The following is a 13,213-nucleotide window of genomic DNA, read 5'->3' as shown; positions in this document are numbered from 1 at the left end:
AAAATCACACTTTCAAGTGTTCAATTTTTATCCAAACCAGTGATGGAACATCAATTTAATATAATCAATGATTTTGCCGAAGAAATTGCCTTCAGGAATTTCTTGCAACACCACCAGTGGGCGCTGATCGATGGTTTTGCCATCCAGCTGGAAGTTAATGGTGCCCACAACCTGGTTTTTCTGGAGCGGAGCATGGAGCTCAGTGCTGTTCAGCACGTAGCTGGCTTTCAGATCTTTCATTCGGCCGCGCGGAATGGTCAGATACAGATCTTTGTCCACGCCCAGTGATGCACGATCGTTGTCACCAAACCAGACTGGCTCAGAAGCAAACTCTTTACCTGCTTTCAGTGGGTTCACGGTTTCGAAGAAACGGAAGCCCCAGGTCAGCAGTTTTTTGCTTTCGGTTTCACGACCTTTAAAGGTGCGACCACCCATAACGGCAGAAATCAGGCGCATCTGGCCTTCAGTGGCAGAGGCAACCAGGTTATAACCCGCTTTATCGGTGTGACCGGTCTTGATGCCGTCTACGTTCAGGCTGTTGTCCCACAGCAGACCGTTACGGTTGGTCTGGCGGATACCATTGAAGGTAAACTCTTTTTCTTTATAGATGGAGTATTCGTTAGGCACGTCGCGAATCAGCGCCTGACCAATCAGCGCCATATCACGTGCGGAGCTGTACTGGCCATCAGCATCCAGGCCGTGAACGGTCTGGAAGTGGCTGTTTTGCAGACCCAGAGCGGTCACGTAGCTGTTCATCAGGCCAACAAACGCGTCCTGGCTACCGGCAGCAAAGTCGGCCATTGCCACACAGGCATCGTTACCGGATTGCAGGTTGATACCACGAATCAGCTGAGATACAGGAACCTGCATTCCAGGTTTAAGGAACATCAGGGATGAACCTTTAAACACCGGGTTGCCGGTCGCCCAGGCATCGTTACCGATAGTCACCAGATCGCTTTCTTTGAACTTACCGGCTTTCATGGCCTGACCGATAACGTAGCTGGTCATCATTTTGGTCAGACTGGCGGGATCGCGACGGGCGTCGGCATTCTGTTCTGCCAGAACTTTGCCAGAGTTGTAATCGATCAGGATGTAGGATTCCGCGTCGATTTGCGGAACGCCAGGGATCATGGTCTTGATATTCAGGTCATCGGCGTGAGCCGCAGAAAGTGCAGCTGCGCAAAGGGCCGTGGTCAGCGCCATGCGCTGCACAAAACGAGCAGAAAAAGTGGTCTTCATGGTCAGAACTACGACATCCGTGATGGAATTAAAAAAAGTGCCTTACTATAGCAAATGCTATACAGGCAGGCATCCGACTTTCAGTGCGAGTTTGTGAATGTTAGTTACACAAATCGACAATTCGGATACCGCCGATGAGTTATTTCGCAACAGCGATAAACGATTGCAATTGCGCTTCGCTTTGCAGGCGTTGTTGCAGGGCGGACGCCTGTGATTTACTGGCAAACGGCCCCATCTGGATACGCCAGACTGCACCATTTTGCTCAACACGTCCAGGAACGCTGAATTGCTGACTCAAACGCTGTTGATACTGTTTCGCTCGCGCCTGGTCACTTACCGCACCCACCTGAACGACAAAACCACCGCTTGCAGCAGCTGGCGCAGCAGCTTCCGCGCTTTGCGTGGCCACTGGCGCTGTCACCGCAGCGGGTTGCGTTACCGGCGCAGCAACGACCGGTGCGGGTGTTGGCTCGCTACCTTCAAGTACACCTGACGCTAAGGTTGTTGGCGCACCGAGAAAACCACTGCTCTTCACTGGCGCGCCAGTGCTGTCATCGCTCTGCAAGGTATCATTGCTGATTGCACGGACTTCACCCTGCGGTGCAGCAGGCTCTGCCGGAGAAGACGCGCCACCCATACCACCGCTTAAATCCGGGCGTGAAGGAAGGGCATAGGTCTGTTTGGCAACGGTTGTACAGGCAGTACCCGGGCCAGACAGCGTACCATCCTGCGCCACGATGATAGGGTCGATACGCACCTTGGTGTTGTTAGACGTGTTCAGACGGTCAGCGGCAGCGCGAGACAGTGAAATCACACGGTCGTTACCGTAAGGACCACGATCGTTGATGCGCACGACAATCATGCGACCATTTGCCAGGTTCGTGATACGGGCATAGCTTGGGATTGGAAGCGTCGGGTGTGCCGCGGTGATCTGCGCGGGATCGAACGTTTCGCCAGAGGCCGTCAGGTTGCTACCCGGTTCAGCATCGTAGATGGCAGCAAAACCGGCCTGGCTAAAGCGTGACGGGTCTTGCACAATCTTGTAGCTCTTGCCATCGCGCTGATAGTCCTGATTTGCTGTTGCGTTCAGCGGCTCATAACTTGGATCGGCGCCGCTGATTTCAACAATCGGGCCGTTACAGACCGCAGGCTGCGGCGGCGCGACGGTCGCCTGCTGCTGACCATCATCACTTGAACAGGCTGCAAGCAAACTTGCTGCGATGCAGATACCCAGCCACTGCTTACGCATTGCGATCCCCTTATTTTTATACGCTTTTGGACAACATTTTTCTGTGGGTATGGATCGACATCACGATACCAAACCCGGCCATCAACACGATCAGTGCCGAGCCCCCGTAACTAACCAGCGGTAGCGGTACGCCTACAACCGGCAGAATACCACTCACCATACCAATATTTACGAAGACATAAACGAATAAAATCAACATCAACCCGCCGGCCATCACGCGGCCAAACGTGGTTTGCGCGCGCGCCGCAATCCAGAGCCCGCGCATAATAAGCAGCACGTAGAGCGCCAGCAGGATTAAGATGCCAACCAGCCCCAGCTCTTCCGCCAGAACCGCAAAGATAAAGTCGGTGTGGCGTTCTGGTAAGAACTCAAGCTGTGATTGCGTGCCGTGGAGCCAGCCTTTACCGCGCAGACCGCCGGAACCAATTGCAATCTTCGACTGAATAATATGATAGCCCGCGCCCAGGGGATCGGTTTCCGGGTCGAGAAGCATCATCACGCGCTGGCGCTGGTAATCATGCATCAGGAAGAACCAGAGGATCGGGATGAAGGCCGCGACCAGGACCACTGCGATACCAATCAGGCGCCAGCTCAGACCCGACAGGAACAGCACAAACAGACCGGAAAGCACGATAAGAATCGATGTCCCGAGGTCAGGCTGTGCGGCAACCAGCAAGGTTGGCAGGAAGATTAACGCCAGTGCGATGGCGGTGTTCTTCAATGAAGGCGGGCAGACGTCGCGGTTGATAAAGCGTGCCACCATCAGAGGGACGGCGATTTTCGCTATCTCTGACGGCTGGAAACGGACTATGCCCAGGTCCAGCCAGCGTTGCGCGCCTTTGGATATCGCACCGAAGGCATCTACCGCCACCAGCAGGATAATACAGAAAATATACAGATAGGGTGCCCAGCCTTCGTAGACGCGCGGCGGGATTTGCGCCATCACGACCATAATCACCAGACCCATCGCTATCTGGCCGACTTTACGCTCCATCATGCCGATATCCTGGCCGCTGGCGCTCCAGATAACCAGAGCACTGTAGAACAGCAGAGCCAGAAGGATCAGCAGCATGGCAGGGTCGATGTGGATTTTATCCCACAGCGATTTTTTATTTGGATTATCCGTCATGATTATTGGTCCTCCGTCGCTGCGGATGCCGGGTTTTCAGTCGGCAGTTCAGTGTTGTTGTCACCCAGCATAATATGGTCGAGGATTTGGCGCATGATCGTACCAACAGCCGGGCCTGCGCCGCCGTTTTCCAGGATCATTGCCACCGCAACCTGCGGGTTATCATAAGGGGCAAACGCCGTCATGAGCTTGTGGTCACGCAGACGTTCAGCAATACGGTGCGCGTTATAGGTTTCGTTCGCCTTCAGGCCAAATACCTGCGCGGTACCTGATTTAGCTGCCACTTTATACGGCGCACCGGCGAAGTATTTATGGGCCGTACCGTTCGGACGGTTGGCTACGCCGTACATACCGTCTTTTGCGATCTCCCAGAAACCAGAGTGAATATCCCCAACCGGCGCTTCATGTGGCTGGTTCCACGGCACTTTCTTACCGTCTTCCACCGTGCTCATGAGCAGGTGTGGCACTTTTACCACGCCATCGTTGATGAGGATCATCATCGCTTTGTTCATCTGCAACGGCGTTGCCGTCCAGTAGCCCTGGCCGATACCCACAGGAATGGTATCACCCTGATACCACGGTTTTTTAAAGCGCTTCAGCTTCCACTCACGGGTTGGCATGTTGCCAGAACGCTCTTCCGACAGGTCAACACCGGTGTAATGCCCGTAGCCGAACTTACTCATCCACAGTGACAGCCGGTCAATACCCATGTCATAGGCGACCTGATAGAAGAAAGTATCCGCCGATTCTTCCAGCGCTTTAGTGACGTTCAGATGACCGTGGCCCCATTTTTTCCAGTCACGGTAGCGTTTATCGGAACCTGGTAACTGCCACCAGCCGGGGTCAAACAGGCTGGTATTACGGTTAATGACACCCGCGCTCAGGGCCGAAACGGCAACATACGGTTTAACCGTTGATGCCGGAGGGTAAACACCCTGGGTTGCACGGTTTACCAGCGGGGTGTTCGGATCGTTCAGCAGGCCAGAGTAGTCCTTGCTGGAGATCCCGTCGACAAACAGGTTCGGGTCGTAGCTTGGCATAGAAACCATCGCCAGGACGCCGCCACTGCGAGGGTCGGTCACGACAACTGCAGCACGGCTGCCTGCCAGCAGGGTTTCGATATATTGTTGCAGTTTCAGATCGAGCGTCAGGTAAACGTCGTGTCCTGCCTGAGGGGGCACTTCTTTCAACTGGCGGATAACGCGACCACGGTTATTGACTTCAACTTCTTCATAACCGGTTTGGCCGTGCAGGACGTCTTCGTAATAGCGCTCAATCCCCAGCTTACCGATATCGTGCGTTGCGGCGTAGTTTGCCAGCTTGCCGTCTTTATCGAGCCTGTCGACGTCTTTATCGTTAATTTTGGATACGTAGCCAATAACGTGCGTCAGGGCCGAGCCGTACGGGTAGAAGCGGCGTTTATAGCCTTTAACTTCAACACCGGGGAAGCGGTACTGGTTGACCGCAAAACGGGCAACCTGGACTTCTGTCAGGTTCGTTTTTACCGGTATGGAGGTGAAACGGTGTGAACGCGCGCGCTCTTTTTTGAAGGTTGCGATATCGTCATCGTTAAGGTCGACAACGCTTTTTAGCGCGTCCAGCGTATTCTGCACATTGTCCACTTTCTCAGGCATCATCTCGATTTGGTAGATGGTGCGGTTGAGTGCAAGTGGCGTGCCGTTACGATCGTAAATAATGCCGCGGCTCGGGGCGATAGGAACCAGTTTGATACGGTTTTCGTTGGAACGCGTCTGGTAATCGGTAAAGCGGACAATTTGCAGATTATAAAGGTTGGCGATCAGCACGCCGGTAAGCAGCAAAATCCCCGTAAAGGCGACCAGCGCCCGGCGCACAAACAGCGCGGACTCAGCCGTATAGTCGCGAAAAGAATTCTGTAGTTTCATCCGCTGCTTAATCTACCCTGGTCAGTCACTACTCGCGGTGATATGGGTGGTTGGTAGTAATGCTCCACGCGCGGTACAGGCTTTCTGCCACCAGTACCCGTACGAGCGGGTGGGGAAGCGTCAGCGCGGAGAGAGACCAACTTTGTTCTGCTGCCGCTTTGCAGGCAGGGGATAACCCTTCTGGCCCGCCAATCAACAGACTGACGTCACGACCATCCTGCTTCCAGCGCTCCAGCTCGTGCGCCAGTTGCGGCGTATCCCAGGGTTTACCTGGAATATCGAGGGTGACGATGCGGTTTTTGCCTGCGGCAGCCAGCATCAGTTCGCCCTCTTTCTCGAGAATACGTTTGATATCAGCGTTCTTGCCGCGCTTTCCTGCTGGGATCTCCACCAGTTCGAACGGCATGTCTTTCGGGAAACGACGCAGATATTCAGTAAAACCCGTTTGTACCCAGTCTGGCATTTTTGTGCCGACGGCTACTAGCTGCAACTTCACGCATTAACCCCAGAGTTTTTCCAGCTCATACAGGCGACGGCTCTCATCCTGCATAACATGGACAATAACATCACCGAGGTCGACAACTACCCAGTCAGCGGTTGCTTCACCTTCAACGCCAAGCGGCAACAGCCCTGCTGCACGCGATTCCTGAACAACGTGATCAGCAATCGAAACCACATGACGAGTAGACGTACCGGTGCAGATAATCATGCAGTCGGTGATGCTGGATTTACCCTTAACGTCGATAGTGATGATGTCCTGACCTTTCAGGTCATCAATTTTGTCGATAACAAAATCCTGGAGTGCTTTACCCTGCAAGTTTTCCCCCTGGGAGAGTGAGATTGTGCAACTATAAATTCGTGGCCAGACAGTATACCTGAACTGACGCCTGTGTCGGGACAAATGTCACCGGCCGGGCTTTTGAAGGCGGGTATCATCCCACCCTCCGCCTGAGATTGCATCGCCATTTTTGTAAAACAATTTCTGTAAAGCAATGATCGGCGGGAAAGTCTGGCAGCGGAGAATATCAGCATGGTCAGGCCTGTCAAGGCAGGATAGCGAATAACAGGATTTTTCGTGCATCATGCTTATTCTTCGGTGCTTTTCTGATACAGCCCATGCTGGTGAATATATGCCAGAACAGCCGTTGGCAGCAGGTCATCACAGGCGAGCCCTTGTTGCAGGCGTTCGCGAATGATAGTAGCCGAAATATCAAACCAGGGTGTTTCTGCCAGATAAATCTTCCCGGCAGGCTGATTATGGAGATCTTCCACATTGTCTGTCAGGTGTTCTTCCAGCCATTGCTGATGCTGTTCTTCCCGCATAGTCAGCGGATAACCCGGACGGCGGCAAACCAGCAAATGACTGTTTTCCAGAATGGTTTCGTACTTATGCCAGCTGGGGAAATTGAGCAGAGAATCCTGTCCAATAATAAACGCCAGGGGCTGATGCGGCCCTTTTTCGACGCGCCATTCCTGCAAGGTTTCGGATGTCCAGGAGGGGGTGTCGCGGCGCAATTCCCGTTCATCAAGCGTAAAGAGCGGCTTATCCGCTATTGCCAGCGCCAGCATTTCTTTGCGTTGTTCGCTTGTGGCTTCAGGCTGAGGGCGATGTGGCGGAACGTTATTTGGCATGATTATCACGCGTTGCAAGCCTATCTGATTCGCCAGTATTTCCACCGGTTTCAGATGCCCGTAATGAACCGGGTCGAAGGTGCCGCCATACAGTGCCTGAAGAGAATGCATATTATCCATCGATAAAAACGTCTGCCAGCGCCTTGTGGCAAAGCAGCAGAGAAAGGCTTTCCAGCTCAGCCCAGACTGACTGGCCATAATCCTGTTTTAGCGTCAATTCGGCGCGCATCAGCAATTGCACAGCCTGGCGAAGCTGTTCATGACTCAGGCGGTTTACCGCCTCAGTGGTCATGGCGCGGCGGTTTTGCCACACGCGATGCTTGTCGAACAGGGAGCGCAGCGGCGTATGTGCAGACTGACGTTTCAGGTTGGTCAGCAGTAGCAGCTCGCGCTGAACCGTCCGCAGCAGGATAACCGGCTCACTGCCTTCAAGACGCAGCTGCTGCAAAATATGCAGGGCGCGTTTACTCTTTGCCGACAGCAGAGCATCAACCCAGTGGAAAGGGGTAAAGTGCGCGGCATCATTCACTGCCTGCTCAACGCGCGGCAGCGTCAGTTTGCCATCTGGCCACAGCAAGGAAAGCCTGTCCAGCGCCTGCGCCAGTGCCAGCAGGTTACCCTCGTAGCAGTAGCAAAGCAGCTGATTGGCTGCATCATCCAGCTGGAGATTGTGCTGTTTTGCCCGCGCGGCAACCCATTTCGGCAGATGTGCCTGTTCGGGTGTCTGACAGGTGATCAGCACAGAGTGCGACGCGAGTTGGGTAAACCATGCCGCGTTTTCCTGAGCTTTGGTCAGCTTATTGCCGCGTACAATCAGCAGCAGATCGTTGTGTAACAAACTCACCAGCGTCGCCAGTTGTTCATTGATGGCCGCGTTAGGACCATTGTCTGGCAGCAGGATCTGAATCGTCTGGCGCGATGCGAACAGGCTCATCGCCTGGCAAAGCGAGAAGAGGGCATTCCAGTCTGTGTTGTTATCAAGCTGGAAGGTGTGGTGTTCATCAAAGCCCTGCACCGCCGCAGTCTGTTTGACGGCATCAAGACTTTCCTGAAGCAATAACGGATCGTTTCCGAGCAGCAGATACGCCGCGCGCAGCCCTTCATTGAGCTGCGCGCGGAGTTGTTCAGGATACAACCTGATCATCAGTTACCCATCGAGGTAGAAACCGGCAGCGCATTGGCATCCGGTTTATCGATGATATCAGCACCTTCTTTAGAAGTTGCCTCAATGCTAGGCAGTTTACGGATCAGCTGTTCTGCTGCTTTGTCGTACATTTCGTTAATGATAATTTGCTGCTCGGCGTCTTTTGCCAGCGCAGTTTGTGGGTTATCAAAGAACGAACGGTAGACCTTCGTGCTGATTGGATAAATGTCTTTACCCGGGATCAGTACAGCAGCGTTTACCGACATCACCATCTGGTACTCAGCGGTACGGCCGTCCTGGAAGATAGACGCCGTGTCTTTGCTCAGGGTCATACCCAGAACACGAAGAGACGGTACATCCTGGCGCAGCGTTCCTTTCTCGATAAGCTCAACACCGTTCAGGCGCAGCTGGCTACGAATTGCCCGGCTAAGCGGACCGTTTGGATCCGATGAATCGAAGATCATGGTTTTCATCTGGGCAGGCACTGCCGTGGTATTGCGCAGGTGCCAGCCACAACCAGCGGTGACAAGCACCGCCAGAGATAAGAGTATTGTTGCCAGTTGTCGCACGTTTCCTCCCGCGCTTAGCCAACGACCAGATTCAGCAGTTTACCTGGTACGTAGATAACCTTACGTACGGTAACGCCCTCAAGATACTTCGCAACCAGATGTTCCTGACCCGCGCGCTCGCGAACCTGTTCTTCGGTCGCATCAACAGCCACGGTAATTTTACCGCGTACTTTGCCGTTTACCTGCACCACCACAAGCGTAGTGTTTTCCACCATGGCTGATTCGTCGGCAACCGGCCACGGCGCGTTGTCGATATCGCCTTCGCCTTTCAGTTCATGCCACAGCGTGAAGCTTGCGTGTGGTGTGAACGGGTTCAGCATCCGCACGACGGCCAGCAGCGCTTCACGCATCAACGCGCGATCCTGCTCGCCTTCCTGTGGCGCTTTCGCCAGCTTGTTCATCAGTTCCATAATAGCCGCAATTGCGGTGTTGAAGGTCTGACGACGACCAATATCATCGGTCACTTTGGCAATAGTTTTATGAACATCACGGCGCAGCGCCTGCTGATCGTCGCTCAGTGCCGCCGCGTTCAGCGCAGGTGCATCGCCCTGAGAGGTGTGCTCGTAAACCAGTTTCCAGACACGTTTCAGGAAGCGGTTAGCACCTTCTACGCCAGATTCCTGCCATTCCAGGGTCATATCTGCAGGGGATGCGAACATCATGAACAGACGAACGGTGTCTGCGCCGTAACGCTCAACCATCACCTGCGGGTCGATGCCGTTGTTTTTGGACTTGGACATCTTGCTCATGCCGGTATAAACCAGTTCATGACCTTCGGCGTCTTTCGCCTTCACGATGCGGCCTTTCTCGTCGCGCTCAACGATGGCATCAACCGGAGAAACCCAGTTACGCTCGCCGTTCACGCCAACATAGTAGAAGGCGTCAGCCAATACCATGCCCTGACACAGCAGCTGTTTTGCTGGTTCATCAGAGTTCACCAGGCCTGCATCACGCATCAACTTATGGAAGAAGCGGAAGTAGAGCAGGTGCATGATAGCGTGTTCAATACCACCGATGTAGATATCAACCGGCAGCCAGTAGTTAGCAGCTTTCGAATCCAGCATCCCGTCCTGATACTGCGGGCAGGTGTAGCGCGCATAATACCAGGAAGACTCCATGAAGGTGTCAAAGGTGTCGGTTTCACGCAGCGCAGGCTGGCCGTTCACGGTGGTCTTCGCCCACTCAGGATCGGCTTTGATCGGGCTGGTGATGCCGTCCATGACCACATCTTCCGGCAGAATAACCGGCAGTTGATCTTCTGGCGTTGGCAGCACAGTACCATCTTCCAGAGTGACCATTGGGATTGGCGCACCCCAGTAACGCTGACGGGAAACGCCCCAGTCGCGCAGACGGAAGTTCACTTTACGCTCGCCAACACCCTTCGCCGTCAGTTTGTCGGCAATAGCGTTGAAGCCGTCTTCAAAACTCAGGCCGCTGAATTCACCAGAGTTAAACAGGGTGCCTTTTTCGGTCAGTGCTTGTGCGGACAGATCAGGTTCTGAACCGTCAGCCGCCAGAATGACAGGCTTGATGGACAGACCGTATTTGGATGCAAACTCGTAGTCGCGCTGATCGTGGCCCGGAACGGCCATCACTGCACCTGTGCCGTATTCCATCAGAACGAAGTTTGCCGCCCAGACTGGGATAGCTTCGCCAGTCAGTGGGTGAATCGCTTTAAAGCCAGTATCGACGCCTTTTTTCTCCATCGTTGCCATGTCGGCTTCGGCCACTTTAGTTGTGCGGCATTCGTCGATGAAGGTAGCCAGTACCGGGTTGTTTTCGGCGGCTTTCTGCGCCAGAGGGTGACCTGCGGCAACCGCCAGGTAGGTCGCGCCCATGAAGGTATCCGGGCGAGTGGTGTAGACGGTCAGCGTCTGATCGTAGTTTTCAACGTTGAAGGTGATTTCCACACCTTCAGAGCGACCGATCCAGTTGCGCTGCATGGTTTTAACGGTATCTGGCCAGTGATCCAGATTATCCAGGTCATTCAGCAGTTCGTCAGCGTAGGCGGTGATTTTGATAAACCACTGCGGGATCTCTTTACGCTCAACTTTGGTGTCACAACGCCAGCAGCAGCCATCGATAACCTGTTCGTTCGCCAGAACGGTCTGGTCGTTCGGACACCAGTTAACGGCAGAGGTCTTCTTGTACACCAGGCCTTTTTTGTACAGCTCGGTGAAGAATTTTTGCTCCCAGCGGTAGTACTCCGGGGTGCAGGTTGCCAGCTCGCGGCTCCAGTCGTAACCAAAGCCCAGCATTTTGAGCTGGTTTTTCATGTAAGCGATGTTGTCGTAGGTCCACGGCGCTGGCGCGGTGTTGTTTTTGACCGCAGCACCTTCAGCAGGCAGGCCGAATGCATCCCAGCCGATAGGTTGCAGAACGTTTTTACCCAACATGCGCTGGTAACGCGCAATCACATCACCGATGGTGTAGTTACGCACGTGGCCCATGTGTAGTCGGCCAGAAGGATAGGGAAGCATCGACAGGCAGTAATACTTCTCTTTGCTCTCGTCTTCGGTGACTTCAAAAGTGCGCTTCTCGTCCCAGTGTTGCTGGACTTTAGATTCTATCTCTTCCGGGCGGTATTGCTCTTGCATGGCAGCCAGTGGTCCTGTTTTCAATACAGCTACAAATGTAGCCAATGGATGTGGTATCTCAGATCCGCATAGCATAGCCCAAACGCCCGCGTCAAAACAGCCTTTCACGCAAATGCGCTTTGCAGGAATTTACCGGGTCTGTGCTGTACCTGGCAAAGCGGCGATGAAATAAGGTCTACTATTAGAGATAGTTACTTACCCGGGAGGCAAAATGATGAACAAGGTTGCTCAATTTTACCGCGAACTGGTTGCCACACTCACGGAACGCCTGCGTAATGGTGAAAGAGATATTGATGCGCTGGTTGAACAGGCGCGAGTAAGAGTGATGCAAACGGGTGAGTTAACGCGAACGGAAGTGGATGAGGTAACACGTGCTGTGCGGCGCGATCTGGAAGAGTTTGCGCGCAGCTATGAAGAGAGCCAGGACGAAATCACAGACAGCGTTTTTATGCGCGTGATTAAAGAGAGCCTGTGGCAGGAACTGGTCGATATCACTGACAAAACACAGCTGGAGTGGCGTGAGGTGTTTCAGGATCTCAACCACCATGGTGTATATCACAGTGGTGAAGTGGTGGGGCTGGGAAATCTGGTGTGTGAGAAGTGCCATCACCATATTGCGGTTTATACACCTGATGTGCTGCCGCGTTGCCCAAAATGCGGGCACGATCAGTTCCAGCGCCGCCCGTTTGAGCCATAGGTAAAAGCGCTGGTTTGTTCCCTCTCCCTGTGGGAGAGGGCTAGGGTGAGGGCATCAGGCCGCAGAAAAATAAGCCAGCCTCTCCGCCAGCAAATTCACAAACGCTTCCCGATCGATATCCACCATCAGTGTCGTATTCGGTTTATTTCCGGTCAGCGAATAGTAATCTACCACCGTCATCCCCTGAGTATATTTCCCCGCAGTTTCCACGCCCACCCAGCGTTCCACAGTAGTGAACATCTCAGGCTTCAGCAGCCAGGCAATGGTGCAAGGGTCGTGCAGTGGCGCTCCCTGGAATCCCCATTTCTCGGCTTTGTGATACTCCATAAAGAAATCAAGCAGCTCGGCCACGGTTATCGCGACCGGATTACCCACTGCACGGAAGCGCTCAATGTCGTCAGCCATAATCTGCGCCCGGTGGGTAACATCCAGCCCCGCCATCACAATCGGTAAACCCGACTGGAAGACAATCTCTGCTGCTTCCGGGTCGACAAAGATGTTGAACTCCGCCGCAGGCGTCCAGTTACCAAGCCCCATCGCACCTCCCATAATCACAATGCGGGAGATTTTCTTATGCAGTTCCGGGTGGCCGTTTAAGAGCAGCGCGACGTTGGTTTGCGGGCCAGTTGCCACCAGCGTGACGGGTTCAGCACTTTCACGCAGTACCTTTGCCATCAGCTCAACGGCCGTGCAGTTTTGCGGTGCAAATCCTGGTTCTGGCAGTGCCGGGCCGTCAAGCCCTGATTCACCGTGCACATTGTCGGCAATGATCAACTCGCGCATCAGCGGCTTAACTGCACCGCCTGCCACTGGAATATCCGTGCGTTTTAACAGCGTAAGCATCCGCAGCACGTTACGCAGGGTTTTATCCGGGGTCTGGTTTCCGGCCGACGAGGTGACAGCTTTTAAGTCCAGTTCAGGGGAGGCAAGAGCAAGGACGAGGGCGATCGCGTCATCATGACCTGGATCGCAATCGAGAATGATTGGCAGTGCCATAGAGTTCTCCATTTTTAGCGTTATTTTGTGACAAGGGTAACGCTGCAATGTGAGGCC

12 protein-coding genes are annotated in these 13,213 nt (G+C 53.9%); 1 reads left to right on the top strand and 11 read right to left on the bottom strand.

The window, feature by feature from the left end; genetic code table 11:
- Positions 1-27: 27 nt before the first annotated feature.
- The 10 genes from dacA to leuS form a co-directional block, all read right to left on the bottom strand.
- Complete coding sequence (gene dacA, locus ACS603_RS17065; RefSeq protein ID WP_182060013.1) at positions 28-1,239, bottom strand: D-alanyl-D-alanine carboxypeptidase DacA; 1,212 nt, start codon at positions 1,237-1,239, stop codon at positions 28-30.
- Positions 1,240-1,378: 139 nt separating this feature from the next.
- Positions 1,379-2,488 (bottom strand): endolytic peptidoglycan transglycosylase RlpA, encoded by a 1,110-nt coding sequence (rlpA, locus tag ACS603_RS17060; protein WP_315688114.1) that lies wholly within the window; start codon positions 2,486-2,488, stop codon positions 1,379-1,381.
- Between the two features lie 16 nt (positions 2,489-2,504).
- The gene (gene mrdB / locus ACS603_RS17055; RefSeq protein ID WP_182060015.1) at positions 2,505-3,617 is read right to left on the bottom strand and encodes a peptidoglycan glycosyltransferase MrdB; all 1,113 of its coding nucleotides are present in this window, start codon (positions 3,615-3,617) and stop codon (positions 2,505-2,507) included.
- A 2-nt stretch (positions 3,618-3,619) separates the two neighbouring features.
- Positions 3,620-5,521 (bottom strand): peptidoglycan DD-transpeptidase MrdA, encoded by a 1,902-nt coding sequence (mrdA, locus tag ACS603_RS17050; RefSeq protein ID WP_182060016.1) that lies wholly within the window; start codon positions 5,519-5,521, stop codon positions 3,620-3,622.
- 28 nt (positions 5,522-5,549) lie between these two features.
- Positions 5,550-6,017: a 23S rRNA (pseudouridine(1915)-N(3))-methyltransferase RlmH gene (gene rlmH / locus ACS603_RS17045; protein ID WP_014069327.1), complete on the bottom strand. Its 468-nt coding sequence runs from the start codon at positions 6,015-6,017 to the stop codon at positions 5,550-5,552.
- A gap of 3 nt (positions 6,018-6,020) precedes the next feature.
- A complete protein-coding gene (rsfS, locus tag ACS603_RS17040) occupies positions 6,021-6,338 on the bottom strand; it encodes a ribosome silencing factor (RefSeq protein ID WP_182060017.1) in 318 nt (105 codons plus the stop codon).
- A gap of 269 nt (positions 6,339-6,607) precedes the next feature.
- Positions 6,608-7,273 (bottom strand): nicotinate-nucleotide adenylyltransferase, encoded by a 666-nt coding sequence (gene nadD, locus ACS603_RS17035; protein WP_182060018.1) that lies wholly within the window; start codon positions 7,271-7,273, stop codon positions 6,608-6,610.
- Positions 7,266-8,297, bottom strand: a complete 1,032-nt coding sequence (holA, locus tag ACS603_RS17030) for a DNA polymerase III subunit delta (protein ID WP_315688115.1) — start codon at positions 8,295-8,297, stop codon at positions 7,266-7,268. Before holA ends, nadD begins: the two co-directional genes overlap by 8 nt.
- Positions 8,297-8,866 carry an LPS assembly lipoprotein LptE gene (gene lptE / locus ACS603_RS17025; protein ID WP_182060020.1) on the bottom strand — a complete coding sequence of 190 codons (570 nt, stop codon included), beginning with the start codon at positions 8,864-8,866 and terminating at the stop codon, positions 8,297-8,299. Before lptE ends, holA begins: the two co-directional genes overlap by 1 nt.
- A 14-nt stretch (positions 8,867-8,880) precedes the next feature.
- Positions 8,881-11,463: a leucine--tRNA ligase gene (leuS, locus tag ACS603_RS17020; RefSeq protein WP_182060021.1), complete on the bottom strand. Its 2,583-nt coding sequence runs from the start codon at positions 11,461-11,463 to the stop codon at positions 8,881-8,883.
- Between the two features lie 214 nt (positions 11,464-11,677).
- Here leuS and ACS603_RS17015 point away from each other — a divergent pair, with 214 nt between their 5' ends.
- Positions 11,678-12,160: a zinc ribbon-containing protein gene (locus ACS603_RS17015; RefSeq protein WP_041162199.1), complete on the top strand. Its 483-nt coding sequence runs from the start codon at positions 11,678-11,680 to the stop codon at positions 12,158-12,160.
- Between the two features lie 54 nt (positions 12,161-12,214).
- Here the strand turns inward: ACS603_RS17015 and rihA are convergent, their stop codons facing one another.
- Complete coding sequence (rihA, locus tag ACS603_RS17010) at positions 12,215-13,156, bottom strand: pyrimidine-specific ribonucleoside hydrolase RihA (RefSeq protein WP_474944617.1); 942 nt, start codon at positions 13,154-13,156, stop codon at positions 12,215-12,217.
- Between the last annotated feature and the right edge of the window lie 57 nt (positions 13,157-13,213).

The sequence above is a fragment of the Enterobacter sp. Li2LvB3 genome (assembly GCF_056156645.1).
The sequence above is the reverse complement of the archived record's forward strand: the minus strand, read 5'-3'. Positions and strand labels throughout refer to the sequence as shown.